Source organism: Clavibacter vidaverae, from assembly GCF_047529985.1.
Taxonomy (GTDB): Bacteria; Actinomycetota; Actinomycetes; order Actinomycetales; family Microbacteriaceae; genus Clavibacter; species Clavibacter nebraskensis_A.
In genome coordinates this window covers 507,352-528,874 of sequence record NZ_JBLJAM010000001.1, presented here as the reverse complement: position 1 = coordinate 528,874, position 21,523 = coordinate 507,352, and the positions used below count along the sequence as shown (strand labels likewise).

General features: G+C 74.2%; 22 protein-coding genes. 14 read left to right on the top strand and 8 right to left on the bottom strand.

Going from position 1 to position 21,523, the window contains the following annotated elements; genetic code table 11:
- Window position 1 precedes the first annotated feature (1 nt).
- Window positions 2-3,391, bottom strand: coding sequence for a DNA polymerase III subunit alpha (locus tag ACMT9T_RS02455; RefSeq protein WP_414744082.1), 3,390 nt, complete (start codon window positions 3,389-3,391; stop codon window positions 2-4).
- A 113-nt stretch (window positions 3,392-3,504) separates the two neighbouring features.
- On the opposite strand from ACMT9T_RS02455, the gene ACMT9T_RS02450 reads away from it, so the two are divergent.
- From ACMT9T_RS02450 to ACMT9T_RS02440, 3 genes are all read left to right on the top strand, one after another.
- Window positions 3,505-4,872, top strand: coding sequence for a glucose-6-phosphate dehydrogenase (locus ACMT9T_RS02450; protein WP_414744081.1), 1,368 nt, complete (start codon window positions 3,505-3,507; stop codon window positions 4,870-4,872).
- Window positions 4,873-4,980: 108 nt separating this feature from the next.
- Window positions 4,981-5,730 carry a dienelactone hydrolase family protein gene (locus ACMT9T_RS02445; RefSeq protein WP_414744080.1) on the top strand — a complete coding sequence of 250 codons (750 nt, stop codon included), beginning with the start codon at window positions 4,981-4,983 and terminating at the stop codon, window positions 5,728-5,730.
- Between the two features lie 105 nt (window positions 5,731-5,835).
- Entirely contained in the window at window positions 5,836-7,113 is a 1,278-nt protein-coding gene (locus ACMT9T_RS02440; protein WP_414744079.1) for an LCP family protein, read from the top strand.
- A gap of 31 nt (window positions 7,114-7,144) precedes the next feature.
- Here the strand turns inward: ACMT9T_RS02440 and pnuC are convergent, their stop codons facing one another.
- Complete coding sequence (gene pnuC / locus ACMT9T_RS02435) at window positions 7,145-7,843, bottom strand: nicotinamide riboside transporter PnuC (RefSeq protein ID WP_414744078.1); 699 nt, start codon at window positions 7,841-7,843, stop codon at window positions 7,145-7,147.
- A gap of 103 nt (window positions 7,844-7,946) precedes the next feature.
- Window positions 7,947-8,270, bottom strand: coding sequence for a DUF6504 family protein (locus ACMT9T_RS02430; protein WP_414744077.1), 324 nt, complete (start codon window positions 8,268-8,270; stop codon window positions 7,947-7,949).
- 255 nt (window positions 8,271-8,525) lie between these two features.
- On the opposite strand from ACMT9T_RS02430, the gene ACMT9T_RS02425 reads away from it, so the two are divergent.
- Window positions 8,526-9,395, top strand: a complete 870-nt coding sequence (locus tag ACMT9T_RS02425) for an aldo/keto reductase (RefSeq protein ID WP_414744076.1) — start codon at window positions 8,526-8,528, stop codon at window positions 9,393-9,395.
- 72 nt (window positions 9,396-9,467) lie between these two features.
- Here the strand turns inward: ACMT9T_RS02425 and ACMT9T_RS02420 are convergent, their stop codons facing one another.
- Together ACMT9T_RS02420 and ACMT9T_RS02415 are read right to left on the bottom strand one after the other, a co-directional pair.
- Window positions 9,468-10,565, bottom strand: a complete 1,098-nt coding sequence (locus ACMT9T_RS02420) for an App1 family protein phosphatidate phosphatase (protein ID WP_414744075.1) — start codon at window positions 10,563-10,565, stop codon at window positions 9,468-9,470.
- A gap of 38 nt (window positions 10,566-10,603) precedes the next feature.
- Entirely contained in the window at window positions 10,604-11,335 is a 732-nt protein-coding gene (locus ACMT9T_RS02415; RefSeq protein ID WP_414744074.1) for an SOS response-associated peptidase, read from the bottom strand.
- Between ACMT9T_RS02415 and ACMT9T_RS02410 the strand changes: the two genes are divergently transcribed.
- From ACMT9T_RS02410 to ACMT9T_RS02370, 9 genes are all read left to right on the top strand, one after another.
- Window positions 11,334-11,504: a hypothetical protein gene (locus ACMT9T_RS02410; protein WP_414744073.1), complete on the top strand. Its 171-nt coding sequence runs from the start codon at window positions 11,334-11,336 to the stop codon at window positions 11,502-11,504. The two genes, ACMT9T_RS02415 and ACMT9T_RS02410, sit on opposite strands and share 2 nt — an antisense overlap.
- Before the next feature lie 23 nt (window positions 11,505-11,527).
- Window positions 11,528-12,448, top strand: a complete 921-nt coding sequence (locus ACMT9T_RS02405) for an ABC transporter ATP-binding protein (protein ID WP_414744072.1) — start codon at window positions 11,528-11,530, stop codon at window positions 12,446-12,448.
- Window positions 12,445-13,146, top strand: coding sequence for an ABC transporter permease (locus ACMT9T_RS02400; RefSeq protein ID WP_414744071.1), 702 nt, complete (start codon window positions 12,445-12,447; stop codon window positions 13,144-13,146). The genes ACMT9T_RS02405 and ACMT9T_RS02400 overlap by 4 nt, the downstream gene beginning before the upstream one ends.
- Window positions 13,143-13,868 carry an ABC transporter permease gene (locus ACMT9T_RS02395; protein ID WP_414744070.1) on the top strand — a complete coding sequence of 242 codons (726 nt, stop codon included), beginning with the start codon at window positions 13,143-13,145 and terminating at the stop codon, window positions 13,866-13,868. Before ACMT9T_RS02400 ends, ACMT9T_RS02395 begins: the two co-directional genes overlap by 4 nt.
- Window positions 13,869-13,881: 13 nt before the next feature.
- Entirely contained in the window at window positions 13,882-14,811 is a 930-nt protein-coding gene (locus ACMT9T_RS02390; RefSeq protein ID WP_414744069.1) for an ABC transporter substrate-binding protein, read from the top strand.
- Window positions 14,812-14,951: 140 nt separating this feature from the next.
- Window positions 14,952-15,401, top strand: a complete 450-nt coding sequence (locus ACMT9T_RS02385; RefSeq protein ID WP_414745850.1) for a DUF3618 domain-containing protein — start codon at window positions 14,952-14,954, stop codon at window positions 15,399-15,401.
- Window positions 15,398-16,618: a type III polyketide synthase gene (locus ACMT9T_RS02380; RefSeq protein WP_414745849.1), complete on the top strand. Its 1,221-nt coding sequence runs from the start codon at window positions 15,398-15,400 to the stop codon at window positions 16,616-16,618. The genes ACMT9T_RS02385 and ACMT9T_RS02380 overlap by 4 nt, the downstream gene beginning before the upstream one ends.
- Entirely contained in the window at window positions 16,618-17,322 is a 705-nt protein-coding gene (locus ACMT9T_RS02375) for a class I SAM-dependent methyltransferase (protein WP_414744068.1), read from the top strand. Before ACMT9T_RS02380 ends, ACMT9T_RS02375 begins: the two co-directional genes overlap by 1 nt.
- On the top strand, window positions 17,319-18,509 hold the full coding sequence (locus ACMT9T_RS02370) for an FAD-dependent oxidoreductase (protein WP_414744067.1): 1,191 nt from the start codon (window positions 17,319-17,321) through the stop codon (window positions 18,507-18,509). The genes ACMT9T_RS02375 and ACMT9T_RS02370 overlap by 4 nt, the downstream gene beginning before the upstream one ends.
- Here ACMT9T_RS02370 and ACMT9T_RS02365 read toward each other — a convergent pair.
- Together ACMT9T_RS02365 and ACMT9T_RS02360 are read right to left on the bottom strand one after the other, a co-directional pair.
- Window positions 18,502-19,347 carry a UbiA family prenyltransferase gene (locus ACMT9T_RS02365; protein WP_414744066.1) on the bottom strand — a complete coding sequence of 282 codons (846 nt, stop codon included), beginning with the start codon at window positions 19,345-19,347 and terminating at the stop codon, window positions 18,502-18,504. The two genes, ACMT9T_RS02370 and ACMT9T_RS02365, sit on opposite strands and share 8 nt — an antisense overlap.
- Window positions 19,344-19,814, bottom strand: a complete 471-nt coding sequence (locus ACMT9T_RS02360; protein ID WP_414744065.1) for a GNAT family N-acetyltransferase — start codon at window positions 19,812-19,814, stop codon at window positions 19,344-19,346. Before ACMT9T_RS02360 ends, ACMT9T_RS02365 begins: the two co-directional genes overlap by 4 nt.
- Window positions 19,815-19,871: 57 nt before the next feature.
- On the opposite strand from ACMT9T_RS02360, the gene ACMT9T_RS02355 reads away from it, so the two are divergent.
- On the top strand, window positions 19,872-20,408 hold the full coding sequence (locus ACMT9T_RS02355) for a GNAT family N-acetyltransferase (protein WP_414744064.1): 537 nt from the start codon (window positions 19,872-19,874) through the stop codon (window positions 20,406-20,408).
- Between the two features lie 287 nt (window positions 20,409-20,695).
- Here ACMT9T_RS02355 and ACMT9T_RS02350 read toward each other — a convergent pair whose 3' ends face one another.
- The gene (locus ACMT9T_RS02350; protein WP_414744063.1) at window positions 20,696-21,145 is read right to left on the bottom strand and encodes a hypothetical protein; all 450 of its coding nucleotides are present in this window, start codon (window positions 21,143-21,145) and stop codon (window positions 20,696-20,698) included.
- Between the last annotated feature and the right edge of the window lie 378 nt (window positions 21,146-21,523).

The window sequence follows — 21,523 nt, the reverse complement described above, 5'->3', positions numbered from 1 at the left end:
ATCATCCCGCGATCCGCTGCCGCCTCGCGTCCTGCCAGCGCGCCCACATCTCCTTGAGGTCCCACGCGTCCTCCGCCTGGATGGAGACGCCCCGCTCGCCCGTGCGCCGCGTGCGCCCCTGGATGACGAGCAGCCGCGTGCCGAACAGCATGGGCCCGGCCTTCTGCTGCGCCTCGTCGAAGAAGGTGGAGTCGGAGCAGCCCGTGCCGTCGTCGAGGCTGATGAAGACCACGCGCTTGCCGCTGCGCATGGGCGGCGTCTGCGTGGCGATGCGGATCCCCGCGACCACCACCTCGGACCCGCTGCGCACCTCGAGCAGCTGGCTCGCCGGGATCACGCCGAGCTCGTCGAGCATGGGCCGGTAGCTCTCGAGCACGTGCTCGGTGACCTCCATCTGCAGGATGTCGAGCTCGGCGCTCACCCGCTCGCGTCCGTCGGGGTCGGGCGAGCCGCGCGGGATGAGGTCGCGGTCGTCGACGAACAGCGGCAGCTGGCCGGCCGGATCCGCGGGCCGGGCCGCGCGCGCCGTGAGCCGCCGCACGAACGCCATCACGTCGCCGCGCGACGCGGGACCGCGAGCGGCCGCGTCGTCCGCCGACGTCGCGAGCGAGTCGAGCGCGCCCACGGCCGCCAGCCGCTCCAGCAGCGCGCGCGACGGCTGCGCCTTCGCGTAGAAGTCGGTGATGGAGTCGTACGGCTGGCCCTGGACGATGCGCGCCATCTCCGCCTCGCTCATGCCGTGCACGTCCTGCAGCGACAGCCGGATCCCCAGCTCGCCGATGCGCGTGCGCCCCGTCGTCGCCTCGCCCGCCACGCGCTCCACGCGGTAGACGTCCGTGGAGCGGTCGACGTCGAGCGGCAGCACGGGCACGCCCATCCGCCTGGCCTCGGTGAGCAGCAGGCGCTTGGGGTACATGCCGGGATCGTGCGTGAGGATCCCCGCGAGGAACTCCGCCGGGTAGTGCGTCTTCAGCCACGCGCTCTGCCAGGTGGGCAGCGCGAAGGCCGCGCCGTGCGCCTTGCAGAAGCCGAACGAGCCGAACCCCTTCAGCGCCTTCCAGATGCGCTCGACGTCGGCGTCCGAGAAGGGCCGCTCGCCCGTGCGGCCGTCGACGTGGAGGGCGGTGCGCTCCCGGAACGCGGCCTCGACCACGGTGTCCTGCCGCTCCATGTTGCGGCGCAGCTCGTCGGCCTCGGCGAGGGAGACCTGCATGCAGTCGGCGAAGATCCGGATGACCTGCTCGTGGTAGATGACGACGCCGAACGTGGGCGCGAGGAACGGCGCGAAGCGGCGGTGCAGGTAGTCGGGCCGCGTGATGCCGTGCTTGGTGTCGAGGAACGGCGCGACCATGTTGCCCTTCATGGGCCCCGGCCGGAACAGCGAGATGTCGGCGATGAGGTCCTCGTACACGTCGGGCTGCATCTTGCCGATGAGCTCGCGCTGCCCGGGCGACTCGATCTGGAACATGCCGAGCGTGTGCGTGGTGCGGATGGCGGCGAAGGTCTCCTCGTCGTCGTGCGGGATCTCGTCGAGCTCGATGCGCCCGTCGCGGTGCACGTAGCGCGCATCGACCGGGATGCCGCCCGCCACCGCGGAGCGCGCGCCGTGGATCCGGTGGATCTCGTCCAGCGCGTACGCCATGGTGCTCTGCATCCGGACGCCGAGGATGTCGAGCTTCAGGAGCCCCATGTCGTCGATGTCGTCCTTGTCGAACTGGCTCATGGGCAGGCCCATGCCGCTCGGCTGCACGGGGCTCGTGCTGAGCAGGTCGGAGTCGCCGAGGATCACGCCGCACGGGTGCATGGAGATGTGCCGGGGGAGCCGGTCGAGCCGCTCCGTGAGGTCCACCAGCAGGTCGATGCTCGGGTCGTCGCGCACGAGGTCGGCGATGGGCTTGAGCTCGGGCTTGGTGTCGAGCACGGCCCGGAACTCCCGCGCGTTGAAGCGCCAGATGTTCTTGGCGATGAAGTCGATCTGCTGCTCGTCGAGGTCGAGGGCGAGCCCCGCGTCGCGCGCGGCGCCGCGGGCCCGGTAGGTGTTCTGCATCGACAGCAGGGTGACCCGGTTGCTGCCGTACCTCTCGAACACGCGGTGGTACACCTCGTGCCGACGCGCGGACTCCACGTCGATGTCGATGTCGGGCAGCGTCGAGCGCACCTTGCCGAGGAAGCGCTCGAACAGCAGGTCGTGCTCGAGCGGGTCGACGTTGGAGATGCGCAGCAGGTAGTTGACGAGGCTGCCCGCGCCGGATCCGCGCGCCTGGTTGCGCACGCCCATGTCGCGCATGAGGGAGCACACGTCGGCCACCGTGAGGAAGTAGGTGGCGAAGCCGAAGCCCGTGATGGTCGCGAGCTCGGTGCGCATGCGGGCGAGCACGCGCTGCCGCATCGCCTCGTCCACGTGGCCGAACCGCTCGGTGACGCCGGCCTCGGCCTTCCGCCAGAGCGCCTCGTCCGGGTCGCCCGTGACGCCGATCACCGACTTCTCCGGCAGCTTGGGCTTCCGCCAGGCGAGGTCGGCGTCGGGATCTAGCCGGCACCGGTCGGCGAGCTCCTCGGTGGCGCGGAGGAGCGCCTCCCCGGCGCGGCGGTCGAGCGCGGAGGCGCCGGCGATCTCGCGCGCGATGTCCTGCATCTGGGACGGCGTCTTCAGCCACGCCTGCCCGTTGGGCTGCGGCCGGAACGACCCGAGCGGCCGGAGCGTGCCCGCGGCGTCGAGCACGTCGCCCGTGAGCGCGTCGTCGGGATCGAGGTAGCGGACCGCGTTGGTGAGCACGGCCGGGACGCGGTGCGCGTCGGCGAGCTCCAGCATGCGGGCCGCGTGGCGGAGGCTCGCGGACTCGCCGGGCTCGGTGAAGTGGCAGACGACCTCGACCGCGATCGCGCCCGGCAGGAGGCGCGCCCACTCGGCGAGGTGCCGGGACGCGAGCGCGTGGTCGCCCGCCGCGACCGCGCGGCCCACGTCCGAGTCGGGCCCGAGCATGACGGTGCCGACCGGCCCGTCCTCGCCCAGGAGGAACGCGGGCGGCCGGGTGCGCAGGATGCCCGCCTGGGCGCTCCGGGCGGTGCTGCGCGCCGTGCCGCGGCCGTGGCTCGCGCTGATGAGCCGGCTGAGCGCCGCCCAGCCCTGGCCGCGCGTGCCGCCGTGCGCGAGCACCGTGATCCGGCCGGGGTGCTCGCCCGTGAGTCCGAGCTCCGCGCCCACGACGGGGGAGACGCCCGCGGCGATCGCGCGGCGGATGTGGCGGACGGCGCCGTACAACCCGTCGCGGTCGGTGATCGCCGCGACCGACGCGCCCTCGGACGCGACCCGGTCGACGAGCGCCTCGGGCGCCGCGGTGCCGTGGTGGGCGGAGAACGCGGACGCGACGTGCAGGTGGGTGAAGCTCACGCGCGCCTCCCGACGGATCCGCCGCGCCCTCCCCGGGCGCGATGTTCGAACGGATGTTCGACTCGCCCAGTGTAGGTCGGCTCCCGCGCGGCCGCGACCCGTAGTCTCGGAGGATGACCAGCGAACCCTCCACCCTCGTCATCCTCGGCGCCAGCGGCGACCTCACGGAACGCCTCCTCCTGCCGGGTCTCGGCAGCCTCGTGGCGAGCGATCGGGGGCGGCGGATCCAGCTCATCGGCACCGGCCGGAGCGAGCGCAGCGCGCAGGAGTGGACGAAGACGGTCAGGACCGCGTTCGACTCGGTGGAGGCCACGGGACGCCGGGCGGCGAGCATCGTCTCGTCCACGAAGTACATCCAGGCCGACCCCACGGACCTCGACGACCTGAAGCGCATCCTCGACGCGTGCGAGGGAGCCCCGGCCCTCTACTTCGCGCTGCCGCCGGCCATCTCCATCGCGGTCTGCGAGAAGCTCGAGCAGCTCGAGCTGCCGGAGGGCACCACGCTGGCGCTCGAGAAGCCGTTCGGGTCGAACAGCCGCACGGCCGCCCAGCTCAACCGCCAGCTGCTGAAGCTCGTGCCGGAGGACCGCATCCACCGCACCGACCACTTCCTCGGCCTCTCCACGGTGCTCAACCTCGTGTCGCTGCGCTTCGCCAACCGGTTCTTCGAGTCGGTCTGGAGCGCGAAGGACATCGAGCAGGTCGAGATCGTCTACGACGAGACGCTCGCGCTCGAGGGCCGCGCCGCCTACTACGACAAGTCGGGCGCGCTGGTCGACATGATCCAGAGCCACCTGCTCCAGGTGCTCGCGGTCTTCGCGATGGAGCCGCCCGCGAGCATCGACCCGGACGACCTCCGTTCGAACATCGCCTCGGTGCTCCGCGCCACCGAGGTCTGGGACAACGACCCGGTCGCCCACAGCCGCCGCGCCCGCTACACGGGCGCCACGATCGACGGCACCCGCATCCCCGCGTACGCCAAGGAGGAGGGGGTGGATCCGGCCAACGAGACCGAGACCCTCGCCGAGGTCACCTTCGGCGTCGCCAACGCGCGCTGGGCGGGCGTCCCGTTCCGGCTGCGGTCGGGCAAGGCGCTCAAGGAGGCGTCGAAGCGCATCATCGTCACCTTCAAGCCCGTGGCGCACCTGCCGCGCGGCCTGCACGGCTCCGCCCGGCCCGACCGGCTCGTCATCGACCTGAAGCCCGACGGCATCTCGCTCGAGGTCACCATGGACGGCACGGGCGAGCCCTTCACGCTCACCCAGTCCACCTTCCGCGCGGAGTTCGCCGAGCCCGAGCTCACCCCGTACGGCGAGGTGCTCGACGGCATCCTCGCGGGCGACCCGCGCCTCTCGGTCCGCGGCGACGTCGCGGAGCGGTGCTGGCGCATCGTCGCGCCCGTCATGCGCGCCTGGAAGGGCGACCGCGTGCCCATGGCCGAGTACCGCGCCGGATCCGCCGGGCCCACCGCCTGGCGCTGACCGCCCGGCGCTGCCCGTCACGCCTGGCGCCGGCCGCGCGGCGTGACGGCTGGCTGGGCGTCGTCGCCTCCCGGCGCCGGTGCGTCAGGCGCGCCCTAGCGTGAGGGCATGCCCGTGACGCTCACCGAGATCCCCGTCCCCGCCGCCGGACCGGGGGCGTCGCCCGGCCTGCACGGCGTGCTCGCGGTGCCCGACGGCGACGGACCCTGGCCCGCGGTCGTCGTGGTGCACGAGGCCTTCGGCGTCACCGACGTGATGCGCCGCCAGGCGGAGCGGCTCGCCGAGGCCGGCTTCCTCGCGCTCATGCCCGACCTCTTCTCCGCGGGCGGCGCGCGCCGCTGCCTGGTCGCGACCTTCCGCACGCTCGCCGCGGGGGAGGGCCGCGCGTTCGTCGACGTCGAGTCCGCGCGCCGTCTCCTCCTCGGCCGCGACGACTGCACCGGGCGCGTCGGCGTCATCGGCTTCTGCATGGGCGGCGGGTTCGCCCTCGCGGCGGCGTCGCGCGGCTTCGACGCGTCGAGCGTCAACTACGGCATGCTCCCCGAGGACCTCGACGGCGTGCTCGACGGCGCGTGCCCGATCGTCGCGAGCTACGGCGGACGCGACCGGCAGCTGGCGGGATCCGCGGACCGGCTCGAGGCCGCCCTCGCCGCGCACGGGATCGAGCACGACGTGCGCGCGTACCCGGACGCCGGGCACGCGTTCCTGAACGACGCCGAGTCGGGGCCGCGGCTCCTGCGCCCGGTGCTGCGCGCGGCCGGCATGGGGCCGGAGTCCGCATCGGCCGCGGACGCCTGGCGCCGGATCGACGCGTTCCTCGACGCGCACCTGCGCGGCGACGGGCCCGCGACGCCCTAGCGCATCCGGCCGCGCGCCGACAGGACTGTCCACCGGGCTCGGCTACCCTGTGGAGGATCCGGGTACCCGCGCCCGGGACCCCCGCCCGGCGACGAGAGACCCACCATGCAGCACGCCCCCCAGAGGACCCGCGCCGATCGGGCCCGCGTCCGCGGCATCGCCCGCCACGGCCGGCTCCGCGCCCCGAGCGCGGGGCGCACCGTGATGAAGGGCGTCGGCATGGTCGCCGCGGTCGCCCTCGTGAGCACGCTCTCGGTCGCGGGCATCGCCTTCTGGGACCTCTCCCGCACGGTCGCCGACAACACGGTCGACATCTCGGGCGGCCAGACGATGCCGCCGTCGCTCGGCGGCATCGACGGCGGCGCCAACATCCTCATCGTGGGCAGCGACAGCCGCCAGGGCCAGGGCGACGGGTACGGCGCCGCGAAGGACGTGGGCACCGCGACGCTCAACGACGTGACGATGCTGCTGCACATCAGCGAGGACAGCAGCCGCGCGACGGTCATCTCCTTCCCCCGCGACATGCTCGTCCCCATCCCCGCCTGCGAGGGCCCCGACGGCACGAAGTACCCGGCCAGCGCGCGCGCCCAGCTCAACGAGTCGCTGTCCCGCGGCGGGTTCGAGTGCACCGTGCGCATGGTCGAGGGCCTCACCGGGCTCGACATCCCCTACGGCGGCGTCGTGCAGTTCAACGGCGTGGTGGAGATGTCCAACGCGGTCGGCGGCGTCGAGGTCTGCGTGGCCAACGGCATCTACGACCCGAAGACCGACCTGTCGCTGGATCCCGGCATCCACCCGCTCCAGGGCAAGGAGGCCGTGCAGTTCCTCCGCACGCGCTACGGCGTGGGCGACGGCAGCGACATCTCGCGCATCGGCAACCAGCAGGTGTTCCTGAGCGCGCTCGTGCGCACCGTCAAGAGCACGGACACCCTGACCAACCCGGCGAAGCTCTACGGCATCGCGCGGGCGGTCGTCGACAACATGCAGCTGTCCACGTCGCTCGCCGACCTCGACACGCTCGTCTCGGTGGCGCTGACCTTCAAGGACATCCCGCTCGACGACGTCGTGTTCCTCCAGTACCCGGGCACGGTGCTCGCCAACGGGCGCGTGCAGCCGGACGAGGCCGCGGCCGCGCAGCTCGTGAGCCTGCTCGCCTCCGACGCGGACTTCTCGCTCGGCCAGCCGGCTCCGAGCGGCGAGGCCGGGAGCGTGCCCGGCAGCGTCCCGGGCGAGGGGACCCCGACGCCGCCCGCCGCGACCGAGCCGCCGGCCGACGGGTCGACGCCCACGACGCCGCCCACCCCGACCTCCGAGGTGCTCGACCCGAGCATCACCGGGCAGACGGCGGCGCAGAGCACCTGCTCCAACGGCCAGGGGCGCTGACGGCCGGATCGTCGGCCGGGCCGCGCGCGACCTAGCGCTCGGCGGGGGCCTCGACGACCCGGGGATCCGGGAAGGCCGTCTCGACGGCGGGGCTCGCGGTGCCGCGTGCCCGCATCCAGACGAAGAAGCCCGTGAGGGTGAAGGCCCCGTAGAAGACGTACATGAAGGCGGACGCGTAGTAGCCGGCCCCGACGAGCAGCGGCACGCCGACGAGGTCGACGGCCACCCAGATCAGCCAGAACTCGACCCAGCCCTTGGCCATGCCGTAGGTGGCGAGGAGCGAGCCGACGAAGATCCAGGCGTCGGCCCACACGGGCTCGTAGGAGCCGAGCGCGCGGAAGACGGGCGTGAGGAGCGCGGTGCCGCCGACGAGCGCGACCACGAGGAGCAGGCGCTGTCGACCGCTCGCCCACCGCGGGACGACGGGCGCGCCGCCGTGCCGGGCCTGCTGCCAGCGGTGCCAGCCGTAGACCGACACGGCGATGAACATGACCTGGCGACCGGCCTGGCCGAGCAGGTTGACGGGGTTCGGCGTGCCGAAGACCGCGCCGAGGAAGACGGTGAAGAGCAGCACGTTGCCGACGATGCCGACGGGCCACGCCCAGACCTTGCGGCGCATGCCGCCGAGCGCGCTGGCCAGGCCGAAGAGGTTGCCGACGATCTCGCGCCAGAGCACGACCTGGTCGCCGATGCGGAGCTGCGCGTCGAACAGCCACTCGAGTGCCGCCATGCCGGGATCCCTCCGTGCGCCGCGACCCGGGTGATCGCGTGCAGGCGCCGTGCGCGGCGCCGATCTGGTGCAAGGCGCGGCCGCCCTCCGCTATTCCCCGGCCTCAGGCGAACAGGCGCGTGTCGAGGTCCTCGTCGGAGGCCGTGACGAGCGACCACCGGCCGCGCGCGTCGACGCTGAGGTCGAACGAGCCGTCGACCCGCCGCGCGCCCGTGGTGAGCGGCACGGCCTCGACGCGCCACATCGACAGCTCGAGCAGGTGGGCGCTGGCGCCGCGGGGCGCGCGGCCCGTGCGCTGCCACCAGTCGACCCGCGCGATCCACCGCTCGGGGGAGCTGACCACCCCGTAGACCACGCCCCGCCAGGTGAACCGGAGCGGCGACCCGTCTCCCGAGAGCTCGACCTCCACGTCCTCGTCGATCCGCATGGTGCCGCTCCTCTCGCCCGTCGCGCCGGCCGCGCTCCCGCGTTCGAACGGATGTTCGAACGTCTGATCCGAGTGTAGGAACGGGCGCCGACATCCACGAGGGGAGCGGGCGGATCCGCCTCACCCTCGACCGGAGCCTGAGGGTCTCGTGCCCGTCGCGCGCATCGGGCATGGATCCGGCGACCCGCGCGTTGGACCCGACGTCCCGAGGGCGGCAGACGCCTCCCTCGTCATCGACACCCGAGGAGGGTCCACATGACCGACACCACCACCCGCCCCGCCGAGGCTTCCGGCACCTTCACCATCGGCGGCGACCTGCCCGTCGTCCGTCTCGGCTACGGCACCATGCAGCTGACCGGCGAGGGCGTCTGGGGCGCCCCCGAGGATCCCGCCGAGGCCGTCCGCGTGATCCGCCGCGCCGCCGAGCTCGGCGTCACGTTCTTCGACACCGCCGACTCCTACGGCCCGTTCGTCGCGGAGGAGCTCCTCAAGGAGGCGCTCCACCCGTACGCCGACGACGTCGTCGTCGCCACCAAGGGCGGGCTCACGCGCCCCGGCCCCGGCGACTGGCGCCCCGTCGGCCGCCCCGAGTACCTGCGCCAGCAGGCCGAGCTGAGCCTGCGCCACCTCGGCCTCGAGCGCATCGACCTGTACCAGCTGCACCGCATCGACCCGGCCGTGCCGCTGGAGGACCAGATCGGCGTGCTGAAGGAGCTGCAGTCCGAGGGCAAGATCCGCCACATCGGCCTGTCCGAGGTGTCCGTCGACGACGTGAAGGCCGCGCGCGAGATCGCCGAGATCGTCTCCGTGCAGAACCTCTTCAACCTCGCCAAGCGCGACGCCGAGCCGCTGCTCGAGTACGCCGAGGCCGAGGGCCTCGCGTTCATCCCGTGGTTCCCGCTCGCGACCGGCGAGCTCGCGAAGGACGGCGGCCCGCTCGACGCCCTCGCGAAGCAGCACGACGCGAGCCCGTCCCAGCTGGCGCTCGCGTGGCTCCTCCGCCGCTCGCCCGTCATGCTGCCGATCCCCGGCACCAAGTCGGTCGGGCACGTCGAGGACAACATCGCCGCCGCGGGCATCCAGCTCACCGACGACGAGTTCCAGGCGCTCACCGACGCCGTCTGATCCGTCCCCGCACGCACGAGGGCCCCGCAGGATCTCCTGCGGGGCCCTCGTGCGTCGTGGCGACGCCGCCGGCTAGGTGCCGATGCGCGTGCCGGAGTCGTCCGCGAGCCCGAGGTCGTCGAGCTGCGCGAGGAGGCTCGCGCCGTCCGGGGCATAGACCCACGGGACGCTGCTGTCCAGCGCCCGCTTCTCGGCCTTGGCGCGACCGCCCGCGAGCACGGCCTCGCCGGCGCTCAGCTGGCGGATGAGCACGACCTCCACGTTGTCGGGGTGGCGCTCGGCGAACTCGCCGTAGAGGAGCTCGTCGTGCTGGCCGTCGTCGCCCGCGAGGATCCACTTCACGTGCGGGAACTCCTCCGCGAGCCGCTTCAGGTTCAGCCGCTTGTGCTCCATCCCGCTGCGGAACCAGCGGTCGACCGTGGGGCCCCAGTCGGTGAGGAGGATCGGGCCCGGCGGGTACAGGTTCCGCGACAGGAACCGCGTGAGCGTCGGCGCCACGTTCCACGCGCCCGTCGAGAGGTAGAGCACGGGAGCGCCCGTGTGCTGCAGGCGGAGCCGCTCGTAGAGGACGGCCATGCCCGGCGTGGGCGTGCGCGCGTGCTCGTCGAGCACGAAGGTGTTCCACGCCGCGAGGAACGGGCGGGGGAGCGCGGTGACCATGACCGTGTCGTCGATGTCGCTGAGGATCCCGGTGCGCACGTCGTCGCCCACGATGAAGACGGGCGCCTCGACGGTCTCCGAGCCCTTCGCGCGGAGGCGGATGGTGTGCCAGCCGCTCGGCAGCGACGCCTCGACCACGGTGTCGACCACGCCGCCGCGGTCGGCGCGCACCTCGTGCTCGACGCCGTCGATCTCGACCGTGACGGCTACGTCGGTCAGGGGCACGCTCGTGAAGCTCCGCCAGCCGCGCACGCTCGCGTCGCCGGCCAGGGCGCGCCTGCTCTTCGGGTCGGTGAGGAGGACGCGGCAGAGGACGCGCACCCAGCGGACCGACCCGTAGCCCGCGTACGGGATGACGGTGGGCTTCAGGCCGCGCTTGCGGGCCCGGCCCTCGCGGATCTCGTGGATGCGGTCCTCGATGCGCGCCGCGCGATGCAGCACGGGCGCGGCGGCGGGCGACTCGAGGAGCGTGCGGGTCGCGTGCTTCTTCTTCTTCGAGGAGGGGGCCACGGGCTCAGTCAACCAGACCCGGGGACCGCGACCGCGCGTCAGACGGGTCGGGCGAGCTCCGCGGTGTCCGGTGCGCCCTGGTCGATGCCCGGGCCGACCTCGTCCATCGCCAGCTCCTCGATCACGTCCTCCGCCTGCGCGGCGACCGCGCGCAGCAGGTCGGGGGAGCCCTCGGCCGTGGGGTCGAGCCACTCCTCGACGACGTCGGGGGAGAGCACCACGGGCATGCGCTCCGCGAGCGCCTCCACCGTGCCGGCCGCGGGCCGGCTGAGGACGGCGCAGCTGAGCACCCAGCGGGCCGGGTCGTCGGCGGCGCGCGACGGATCCCGCCACCACTCGTAGAGGGCCGCGAGCAGCACCACGCCGTCCCCCGCGCCGACGAGGTACGGGGTGCGGAGGCCGTCGTCGGTCTCGTGGTGCTCGTAGTAGCCGGACACGGGCACGGCCGCGCGGCGCGACACGAGCGCCTGCAGGAGCTCCGGGCGGGAGGCGAGCTGCTCGGCGGGGACCTCGGCGAGCGGCGGACCCTGGTCCGGCCCGGGGGATCCCGCGGGGATGAGGCCCCAGCGCGCGGACTCGAGGCGGCGCACGGGGACCTGGTCCTCCGTGTCGCCCTCGGCGCGACGCGGGAGCGTGTCGACCAGCACCGCCACGCGCTGGCCCGGGGCGATGCGCCAGGAGGGCACGGGCACAGCGTCGCCCGCGTGGTCCACGTCGAGGAGGCCCACCAGGTCGTCGGCGGTCATGGCCCGGGCGAGGATGCGCGTCATGCCCTCCATCCTGGCCGAGACGTCCGACGACCCGGGACGCGGGCGCGGCATCCGGGGACTGTCCGCAGAAGGATCCATTTGTTACGAAGTGGCGACATGGCCCGGCCCGGTGCGGGCGATCCGCGCGCGCCGTGGTTCGCTGGTGTGCCTGGCAAGTGTCGATTCGTAGTGCCTACGAGGAATGAGCCACCCATGATCGAGTTCCACCACGTCCGCAAGCAGTACCCGGACGGCACGCTCGCGATCGAGGACTTCAGCCTCGTCGTGCCGTCGCAGACGACGACGGTCCTCGTGGGATCCTCCGGCTGCGGCAAGACGACGCTCATGCGCATGATCAACCGCATGGTGGACCCGACCAGCGGCCGCATCGAGATCGACGGCACCGACATCGCCACCCAGGACGCCGTGAAGCTGCGCCGCAGCATCGGCTACGTGATGCAGAACTCCGGCCTCCTCCCGCACCGCAAGGTGGTGGACAACATCGCGACCGTGCCGCGCCTCACGGGCGTCGACAAGAGGAAGGCCCGCGAGGCCGCCCTGAAGCTCATGGACACCGTGGGCCTGGATCGCTCGATGGCCGACCGCTACCCGTCGCAGCTCTCCGGCGGCCAGCAGCAGCGCGTGGGCGTCGCCCGCGGCCTCGCGGTGGACCCCAACATCCTGCTGATGGACGAGCCGTTCGGCGCCGTCGACCCGCTCGTGCGCGACGACCTGCAGCAGGAGCTCATCCGCCTGCGCACCCAGCTCGACAAGACCGTGGTGTTCGTGACGCACGACATCGACGAGGCATTCCTGCTCGGCGACCAGGTCGTGATCCTCGAGAAGGGCGGCCGCATCGCCCAGCAGGGCACGCCGCAGGAGATCCTCTCGAACCCGGCGAACGACTTCGTCCGCGACTTCGTCGGCGCCGACAAGGGCAAGCGCGCGCTGCACGTCGAGGAGACCGGCACGGGCCGCGTGCTCGTCGACCGCGACGGCCGCCTGGTGGGCGTGCTCGACGACGAGGGGCGCACGGCCGCCCGATCCGCCGCATCGGCTTCCGCATCCGCTCCCGACGAGGCGGGGGCCGCGCACGCCCCCGGTGCCCCGGCGCAGGGTGCGGGACCCGCGTGAACTGGGTCATCGCCAACATCCAGACGGTGCTCGACCTGGCCGCGGCGCACGTCGCGCTCTCCGCGACGCCGATCGCGCTCGGGCTCGCCCTCTCGCTGCCGTTGGGCTGGCTCGCGAACCGGTACACCCGGGTCCGTGGTCTCCTCCTCACGGCGGGCGGGTTGCTCTACACGATCCCGTCCATCGCGTTGATCCTCGTGGTGCCGGGGCTCATCGGCACCACGCTGTTGGATCCCCGCAACATCGTCATCGCGCTGACTGTCTACGCCGTCGCGCTCATGGTCCGCATCACCACGGACGCGCTCGCCTCCGTCCCCGCGGACGTGAAGCAGTCGGCCACCGCGATGGGCTATGCCGGCTGGGCACGGTTCTGGCGCGTGGAGCTCCCGCTCGCGGGGCCCGTGCTGCTGGCGGGCCTCCGCGTCGTCTCCGTGAGCACGGTCAGCATGGTGACGGTCGGTTCGCTCGTCGGCGTGCAGAGCCTCGGCACCATGATCCTCAGCGGCTACCGGAGGTCCTTCTACACGGAGATCGTCACCGGCGTCGTCGGGATCCTCGTCATCGCGCTGCTGTTCGACCTGGTCCTCGTGCTCCTCGGCCGGGCGCTCATGCCCTGGGCGCGCGCGACGTCCACCCGGACCCGTCGGCGCCACGCCACTGCGGCGTCCGCCGCGGCCGTGGCCGGAGGCCTCCGATGAACCTGTTCGCCGAGGCGTTCGACCTCATCTTCGACGCGAGCCGCTGGAGCGGGTCGACCGGCACGGGCGTCCGGCTGGGCGAGCACCTGACGTACACGTTCCTCGCGATCTTCCTCGCCGCGCTCGTCGCGGTCCCCGCCGGGCTCTACATCGGTCACACCGGGCGCGGCCGCACCATCGCCGTCTCTCTCTCCGGCGGGTTCCGAGCCCTGCCCACCCTCGGCGTCCTCGTGATCTTCGGGCTGGTGTTCGGCATCGGGCTGACCGGACCCATGATCACCTTCGCGATCCTCGGCATCCCGCCGCTGCTCGCCGGCGTGTACGCGGGGCTCCAGGCCGTCGACCGGGCGACGGTCGACGCCGCCCGTGCCGTCGGCATGACGGAGTGGCAGATCCTCGGGAAGGTCGAGATCCCGCTGGCCCTGCCCCTCATCATCAGCGGCTTCCGGGCCGCGACGCTGCAGGTCATCAGCACCGTGACGCTGGGTGCCTACCTCGGGCTCGGCGGCCTCGGCCCCGACATCTTCACCGGCCTCACCACGCGCAACTACCCGCTCATGGTGTCCGCCTCCATCCTCGTCACCGTCCTCGCGCTGGTCGTGGACGGACTGCTCGCGATCGTCCAGCGCCTCGTCGTCCCCCGGGGCGTCATCGCCGCGGCGGGTCGTCCCTCCGACTCCGCCCGCGCCTCGTCGAGGCCGGCGGTCAGCACCACCTCCTGAAAGGAACACAGCAATGTCCCTCAGCATCTCCCGCCGGGTCCTCCTCGGCACCGTCGCGGTCGGCACCGCGATGGCCCTCGCCGGCTGCGCGTCCGGCGACCCCACCGACCCGACCGGCGGTCAGTCGGCGTCCGCCGCCCCCTCCGACACCATCTCCGTCGGATCCGCCGCGTTCGGCGAGAACGTCATCCTCGCGGAGGTCTACGCGCAGGCCCTCGAGGCGAACGACGTGAAGGTCACGCGCAACCTGCAGATCGGCGAGCGCGAGGTCTACCTCAAGGCGCTCGAGGAGGGGTCCATCGACCTCATCCCCGAGTACACGGGCAACCTGCTGTCCGCCTACGACACGGACTCCACGGCGACCTCGAGCGACGACGTCTACTCCGCGCTCGGCGCCGCCCTGCCGGAGGGCTTCGAGGTGCTCGACGAGTCGCCCGCCGAGGACAAGGACTCCTACAACGTCACCAAGGAGTACTCCGCGGCCAACGGCGTCACGAGCCTCTCCGACCTCAAGGGCAAGACGGTCCGCGTGGGCGGCGGCGCCGTGCTGGGCGAGCGCGAGTACGGGATCCCCGGCCTCAAGGACGTCTACGGCGCCGACGCGAGCCTCGTGACCATCGAGGACCAGGGCGGCCCCAACACCGTCAAGGCGCTCCTCGACGGCCAGGTCGACATGGCGAACATCTACACGACCACGCCGTCGATCCTCGACAACGGCTTCGTCACGCTCGAGGACCCCGAGAACCTCATCAAGGCGCAGAACGTCGTGCCGCTCGTGAAGACCGCGAAGATGAACGCCGACATCACCTCGGTGCTCGACAAGGTCTCCGCCGCGCTGACGACCGAGGACCTCACCGAGATGAACCGCCGCAACCAGGGCGACGAGAAGGCGGAGCCCGCCGCCATCGCCGCCGACTGGCTGAAGGAGAAGGCCCTCTTCTAGGAGGACCGACCGGGCGGCGACGCCCGCACCCGCGAGGGGCCGACGCGCGAGCGCCGGCCCCTCGCTCCGTCGGCCGCGCCGCGCCCGACGGAGCAGAATGGATCCACCGCACGTCCGTCCCCGACGACAGGAGCCCGCGCATGGCGAAGAAGAAGTCCCCGACCGGCGAGGTGAGCGTCCTCGGCGCGGTGACCACCGTCGCCCGCGAGGTCCGCAAGCACAAGACGGTCGCCGAGTCGGCGCCGCGCGGCCAGGGCGCGAACATCCCGCCCGCCCCCAAGCGCAGCCCCGAGGAGCTGAAGCGCGACATCCAGGCCGGCCGCGACGAGCTCGCCCGCACCGTCCGCGAGCTCGAGACCGCGCTCGACGTGCCGGCCCGCGCGTCCGAGCTGAAGGCCGAGGCGTCGGGACGCGTCCGCCGGATCCGCGACGAGGTCACCGCGCGCGTCCGCAGCACCACGGAGGACGTGACCGCCCGCACGCGCGCCTTCACCCGCAAGGACCCCGCCATCGCCGCGTCGATCGGCGCGGGCGCCGTCGCCGTGGTCATCGCGGTCGGCGCCGCCGTCGTCTCCGGCGGCCGACGCTGACCGCCTCGATCCGCTCCATCGCCACGGCGGTGCCGCCGACGGTCCTCGCCCAGGACGGCGTGCGGGACCTGTTCGGCAGCCAGCCGGAGCTCGGGCGGCTCGGCACGCGGCTCGTCTCGGCGGCCTTCGGGGCGTCGGGCATCCGCACGCGGCACACGGTGATCCGCGAGCTCGGCACCGCGCCCGGCATGGCGGGAGCCGACGCACCCGTCGACCCCGAGGACGGCGAGCCCGTCTTCTACGACCGCGCGACCGGCCGGATCCTCACGCCCGGCACCGGCGCGCGCAACGACACGTACATCCGCGAGGCCCCGGCGCTGCTGCTCGGCGCCGCGCGCCAGGCGGTGGAGGAGGCCGCGGGGATCGAGGCGTCCGACGTGACGCACGTCGTGACCGTCTCCTGCACGGGCTTCTACGCGCCCGGCCCCGACTACGCCGTCGTGCGCGGCCTCGGCCTCGGCGCGTCGACGCAGCGCTTCCACCTCGGCTTCATGGGCTGCTACGGCGCGTTCCCGGCGCTGCGGATGGCCTCCCAGTTCTGCGCCGCCGACCCGGACGCCGTCGTCCTCGTCGTGTGCGTCGAGCTGTGCTCGCTGCACCTGCACTCCTCGGGCGACGCCGACACCATCGTCGCCTCGTCCGTGTTCGCCGACGGCGCCGCGGCCGCGATCGTGACCGCGCGTCCGGCGCCGGCCGGATCCACCGTGCTCGACCTCGACGCCTTCGAGACCGTGCTCACGCCGGTCGGCGAGGACGACATGGCCTGGACCATCGGCGACCAGGGCTTCGACATGGTGCTCTCGAGCTACGTGCCGAAGATCATCGACGAGCACATCACGGGCGCGCTCGAGCCGCTGTGGGCGCAGGTGCCCGCGCTCCGGGGAGTCGCGCCCGCGGACATCGAGGACTGGGCGATCCACCCGGGAGGCCGCAGCATCCTCGACCGGGTCGAGGACCGGCTCGCGCTCGCGCCCGCGCAGCTGGCCGCCTCCCGGTCCACGCTCGCGGAGGTGGGCAACATGTCGAGCGCGACGGTGCTGTTCGTGCTGCGGCGGATCCTGCACGGGACGCCGCCCGCCGACGTGCCGGGCCGTCCGGACCTCGCGGAGGGCGCGGCGGCCGCGGCCAGCGGGGCGGGCGCCGGCCGCGTGTGCGCGATGGCGTTCGGCCCCGGCCTCACGGTCGAGACGGCGCTCATGACGCGCCGGACCGCCTGATGGACCTCTCCCGCCGCGACGCGGAGCTCACCGAGCTCATGGACGACCCGGACTGCGACCCCGACGCGCTCGAGCGCACCTACGCGCGGTTCGCGATCGTCAACCGGGTCGTGGCGGGATGGCGCGGGGTCTACCGGTCGCGGATCCGCCCGCTGCTGTCCGGCGGCCGGGAGACGACGCTCCTCGACATCGGGTCGGGCGGCGGCGACGTGCCGCTCGCCCTCGCGCGGTGGGCCCGGCGCGACGGGCTGCGGCTCCGCGTGACGGGCATCGACCCGGATCCGCGCGCCGCCGCCTTCGCCCGCTCCCGTCCCGCGGTCCCCGACGTGCGCTTCGTCCAGGCGTCGAGCGTGGACCTCGTGGCCGAGGGCCGCCGGTTCGACCTCGTGACCAGCAACCACGTGCTGCACCACCTCGACGACGGCGCGTTCGACGCGCTCCTCGCCGACTCCGCCGCGCTCTCCCCGCGCGCGCTGCACAGCGACATCGCGCGCGGCCGGCTCGCGTACGCCGCCTACGGGCCGCTGTCGCGGGCCGTCGCGGGCGGGTCGTTCGTGCACGTGGACGGGCTCCGCTCGATCCGCCGCAGCTGGACGCCCGCCGAGCTCGCGCTCCGCGTGCCGGCCGGCTGGCGCGTCGAGGGCGCCGTGCCGTTCCGCGTGCTCGTGGTGCGGGATCCCGCGGCGGGACGCGCGCGCCCATGACGCGGCTCGACGCGCTGGTCGTGGGCGGCGGGCCCGTGGGGATCCACCTGGCCGCGCTCCTCGCGCAGGAGGGGCTCGACGTGCGCGTGTGGGAGGCGCGGCCCGAGCCCGCGCTCCTGTCCCGGGCCATCGGGATCCACGCGCCGTCCCTCGACGCGTTCGACCGCCTGGGCGTCGCGGACGAGATCGTCGCCGAGGCCGTGCTCGTCCGGACCGGCATCGCGATGGCGCGCGGCCGCGAGCTCGGGCGGGTCTCGTTCGCCGGCGTGTCGACGTCCCACCCGTACGTCGCGGCGCTGCCCCAGTGGCGCACGGAGGCGATCCTCGCGCGGCGCCTCGCCGCCCTCGCCCCGGACGCGCTCCGGCGCGGGGTGACGCTGACCGCCCTCGACGCGGATCCGGCGGACGTCCCGGGCGGCGCCGTGCGCGCGACGGGCACCGACGCGGACGGGCGGCCCGTGGAGGCGTCCGCGTCGTTCGTCGTCGGCGCGGACGGCACGCGCGGCGCGGTCCGCGGGATCCTCGGCATCGACGTCGACGAGCGCCCCCTGCCCGACCGGTTCCTCATGGGCGACGCGCCGGACACCACGGACGGCGGCGCGGACGCCGTCATCACGCTGCACCCGGACGGCGTGGTCGAGTCGTTCCCGCTGCCCGGCGGCATGCGGCGCTTCGTCGTCGGCCTCCGGGCGGGGGAGCGCGACGGCGACCCCGCGGCGACCGTGGCCGCCATCGTCCGCGCGCGCACCGGGCACGCCGTGCGCGCGGAGGACCTGGATCCCGTGAGCGGCTTCGGCGTCCGCCGCCGCCTCGCGCGCCGCATGGTCGCGGGACGCGCGCTGCTCGTCGGCGATGCGGCGCACGAGATCAGCCCCATCGGCGGCCAGGGCATGAACCTCGGCTGGCTCGACGTCGACGCCCTCGCACCGATCCTGGTCGACGCGGTGCGTGCCCGCGACGGCGTGCCGGATCCGGCCCACCTCGCGCGCTGGGAGCACGACCGGCTCGCGAGCGCGCGGCGCGCGGCCGTCCAGTCGGAGATCAACACCGCGCTCGGCCGACCCGTGCGAGGGCTCACGCGGCTCGCGCGCGACGCGGGCCTGCGCGCCGTGCTCGCCTCGCCGGCCGCGGCCGGGCTCGCGTCCGTCTACGCCATGGGCCGGGACGCGGGCGCGCGCGTCAGGTGAGGCGCGTCGCGTTGAGCGCGATCTGGGCGACGAGCAGCAGCGACGCCGCCATGATCAGCTGGAACAGCAGGCGCCCCGGCGGCCGGGTGACCACGCGCACGGCGCCCCACGCGGCGATGCCGAGCGTGACGACGAGCCCCGCGACGGCGAGCGGGGTGACGGCGTGCGCGGGATCCGCGAGCACGGGCCCCGCCATGACCACCACCGCCCCGAGCGCGAGCGCCCCGAACGCGACGAGGCCCGACGGCACGCGACCGAGCCGGTGCGGCAGCCCGCGGACCCCCGTGCGCGCGTCGTCCTCGAGGTCCGGCAGCACGTTGGTGAAGTGGATGGAGACGCCGAGCACCGCGCCCGTCGCCGTCGCCCACGCCGCGGCGGGCACGGGGTCGGCGGCGCCGAGGGCGACCACCGTCGGCAGGATCCCGAACGCGACGACGAACGGCACGACGCTGAGGGCCGTGCGCTTGAGGCCGGCGTTGTAGGCCCAGCCCGCGCCCACCAGGACGACGTGCGCGAGGAGGAAGGCGGGCCCGAGCGCCGCGGAGGCGACGAGGCACGCGGCCGCCGTGCCGAGCGCCGCCGCCCGCACCTGGCCCACCGTGACCTCGCCGCGCGCGACCGGCTTGTCGGAGCGCGCGACGCGGCGGTCGCGGTCCGCGTCGATCCAGTCGTTGGAGAGCCCGATCGACAGCTGCCCGAGGAGCACGGCCAGCGCCACCGCGACGACGCGCCCCGCCCCGTAGCCGAGCGCGATCGCGAGGCCCGCGGCGAGCACCGTGACGGTGGCGGTCGGCCCCGGGTGCGAGGAGAGGGCGAGGAGCCGCAGCCGGCGGATCACGCGAGCGTCAGCCCGTAGCAGCGCGAGCCCTCGGAGTCGGCGTAGGCGCCGAAGCGGGGGATCTCCGTCCAGCCCTCGCGCGCGTAGAACCGCATCGCGTCGGGCTGCTCGGGGCCGGTCTCCAGCACGAGGTCGACGACGCCGAGGTCGCGGGCCGCGTCCTCGAGCGCGCGGAGGAGGGCGGTCGCGACGCCCGTGCCGCGGGCGGCGGGGACGACGTACATGCGCTTGAGCTCCGCCCACGGGACGCCGTCGCCGCGGTCGGCGAGCGGGCGGATCCCGCCGCAGCCGACGGGCGTCCCGTCCGCGTCGCGCGCCACGAGGAACGCGGCGACGTCGGCGGCGGTCGGCTTCGTGCCCGGCTCCGTGTCGCCGCCGTAGCGGAGGTCGAGCTCGGCGCGCTGGGCGGCGCGGAGGAGGGTCGCGTCCTCGTCGTCCCACGGGACACGGGCGATCGTGGGGTGCATGCCTCGATCCTGCCCCACCCGGCCGTCCCCTCCCGACCGCTCCGTTAGCCTGCCGGGATGAGGATCCGCCCCGCCGAGCCCCGCGACATCGACGACCTGCTGGAGATCCGCAACGACGCGATCCTGCACTCCACCGCCCTCTGGACCGACGAGCCCGTCGACCGCGCCGAGCGCGAGGCCTGGTACGCGGAGACGACGGAGGAGGGGAACCCGATCCTCATCGCCGAGGTCGACGGCGGCGTCGCCGGCTACGGCACCTACGGCCCGTGGCGGCGCATGTCCGGCTACCGGTACTCCGTGGAGGACTCGGTCTACGTCCGCGAGGGGTTCCAGGGCCGGGGCATCGGCCGGGCCCTCGTCGAGGAGCTGATCGCGCACGCGCGGGCCGCGGGGAAGCGCGCCGTGTTCGCGGACATCGAGGCCGGCAACACGGGATCCATCCGGCTGCACGAGCGCCTCGGCTTCCGGCAGGTCGGCCTGCTGCCCGGCATCGGCGTCAAGTTCGGGCGACCGCTCGACCTCGCGATCCTGCACCTCGCCCTGGCGGACGACGCGGCGACGGACGACGACGCGGCGGGCGACCGGGCGGTCTGACCGGCGGCGGACGGTCGAGAGGCCCGGCACGGGGCGCGGGAACGCCACGGGTGCCGGGCCTCTCCGGATAGCTCGGTCCTTCGGGGGACGGGCATCTCCGTGGTCCGGGAGCAGTCCGGTCCGGGGGGGGTGGACGGACGTGCTCGTCGGGTTGCGAGCGCCAGGCCCAAGGGGGGGGTAAGGGCCGTGCGCTCGTGGACGACTCTATCCGGGTCCCCCTTTATGCGGACACCCCCGGATGGCCCCAGAAAGAGGGGCGCGCCCCGGACGGGGGCGCAGGGGCCCGGTCAGTCCTGCGACTCGTCGAGCTCGCGCCCGCCCCCGGCGACGACCGCGTCGCGCAGCGCGTGGAAGTGGTCGACCGTCAGGCCGTTGCGGAGGAGGTACGGCTCGACGCCGCCGCGGCCGGCCAGCGAGTGCAGCGCGAGGATGACGGGCGCGGGATCCCCGTCCACCGCGTGCTGCGCGGCGTCGCGGACGTCGAGCCCGCCCGCCACGAGCGCGAGGGCCACGACGAGCGCGTCCTCGACGGTCGCGGTGCGGGCGTCGTAGCGGGCGGCCGTGCCGGACTCGACGCGGTCGGCGACCTCGGCGACCCGCGCGGTGAGGTGCGCGCCGTCGGCGACGAGGAGGCCGACGAAGGCCGAGGCGGGGGCGGATCCGGCGGGCGCGGCGGCCGCGACCCGGGATCCGTCGGCGAGGCCGGACGCGGGGGAGGCGGGGGCGGGTGAGGTCATGGCGGCGGCCCTTCGGTCGACGTGCGCGGTGCGGGTGGGTGCGGTGCCGGATCCGGGCCGACGAGGGAGCGGGACGGGGTCGTCCCGCGGGTGGCGGGCGCACCGGGTCGACGCCGATCCGGATGCGTGCCTCGACCATCGCCCGGCCGGGTGAACGCCCGGTGTCGCGCGCATCGCCGGGCGGCGAACGCGACCCGACCGGGATGCGCGTCGGGGCTCGCGCCGGTCGTCTACAAGTCGTAGAATCGAGGCGTCGCGATGGAGCCTCACCACCCGCATGATCCGCCCTCCACAGGAAGCGCATCCGGTCGCCATGACACCGCATCACGCCCCCGCTGACCACCGCCCCGCCGACCACGCCGGCCGCCGCCCGAGCGG

Excerpts from the sequence above, each read along its gene's own strand:
- ACMT9T_RS02450 (WP_414744081.1), top strand. The coding sequence starts at position 3,505 with ATGACCAGCGAACCCTCCACCCTCGTCATCCTCGGCGCCAGCGGCGAC.
- ACMT9T_RS02445 (WP_414744080.1), top strand. The coding sequence starts at position 4,981 with ATGCCCGTGACGCTCACCGAGATCCCCGTCCCCGCCGCCGGACCGGGG.
- ACMT9T_RS02440 (WP_414744079.1), top strand. The coding sequence starts at position 5,836 with ATGCAGCACGCCCCCCAGAGGACCCGCGCCGATCGGGCCCGCGTCCGC.
- pnuC (WP_414744078.1), bottom strand. The coding sequence starts at position 7,843 with ATGGCGGCACTCGAGTGGCTGTTCGACGCGCAGCTCCGCATCGGCGAC.
- ACMT9T_RS02430 (WP_414744077.1), bottom strand. The coding sequence starts at position 8,270 with ATGCGGATCGACGAGGACGTGGAGGTCGAGCTCTCGGGAGACGGGTCG.
- ACMT9T_RS02425 (WP_414744076.1), top strand. The coding sequence starts at position 8,526 with ATGACCGACACCACCACCCGCCCCGCCGAGGCTTCCGGCACCTTCACC.
- ACMT9T_RS02410 (WP_414744073.1), top strand. The coding sequence starts at position 11,334 with ATGCCCTCCATCCTGGCCGAGACGTCCGACGACCCGGGACGCGGGCGC.
- ACMT9T_RS02415 (WP_414744074.1), bottom strand. The coding sequence starts at position 11,335 with ATGACGCGCATCCTCGCCCGGGCCATGACCGCCGACGACCTGGTGGGC.
- ACMT9T_RS02405 (WP_414744072.1), top strand. The coding sequence starts at position 11,528 with ATGATCGAGTTCCACCACGTCCGCAAGCAGTACCCGGACGGCACGCTC.
- ACMT9T_RS02395 (WP_414744070.1), top strand. The coding sequence starts at position 13,143 with ATGAACCTGTTCGCCGAGGCGTTCGACCTCATCTTCGACGCGAGCCGC.
- ACMT9T_RS02390 (WP_414744069.1), top strand. The coding sequence starts at position 13,882 with ATGTCCCTCAGCATCTCCCGCCGGGTCCTCCTCGGCACCGTCGCGGTC.
- ACMT9T_RS02385 (WP_414745850.1), top strand. The coding sequence starts at position 14,952 with ATGGCGAAGAAGAAGTCCCCGACCGGCGAGGTGAGCGTCCTCGGCGCG.
- ACMT9T_RS02375 (WP_414744068.1), top strand. The coding sequence starts at position 16,618 with ATGGACCTCTCCCGCCGCGACGCGGAGCTCACCGAGCTCATGGACGAC.
- ACMT9T_RS02370 (WP_414744067.1), top strand. The coding sequence starts at position 17,319 with ATGACGCGGCTCGACGCGCTGGTCGTGGGCGGCGGGCCCGTGGGGATC.
- ACMT9T_RS02360 (WP_414744065.1), bottom strand. The coding sequence starts at position 19,814 with ATGCACCCCACGATCGCCCGTGTCCCGTGGGACGACGAGGACGCGACC.
- ACMT9T_RS02355 (WP_414744064.1), top strand. The coding sequence starts at position 19,872 with ATGAGGATCCGCCCCGCCGAGCCCCGCGACATCGACGACCTGCTGGAG.
- ACMT9T_RS02350 (WP_414744063.1), bottom strand. The coding sequence starts at position 21,145 with ATGACCTCACCCGCCCCCGCCTCCCCCGCGTCCGGCCTCGCCGACGGA.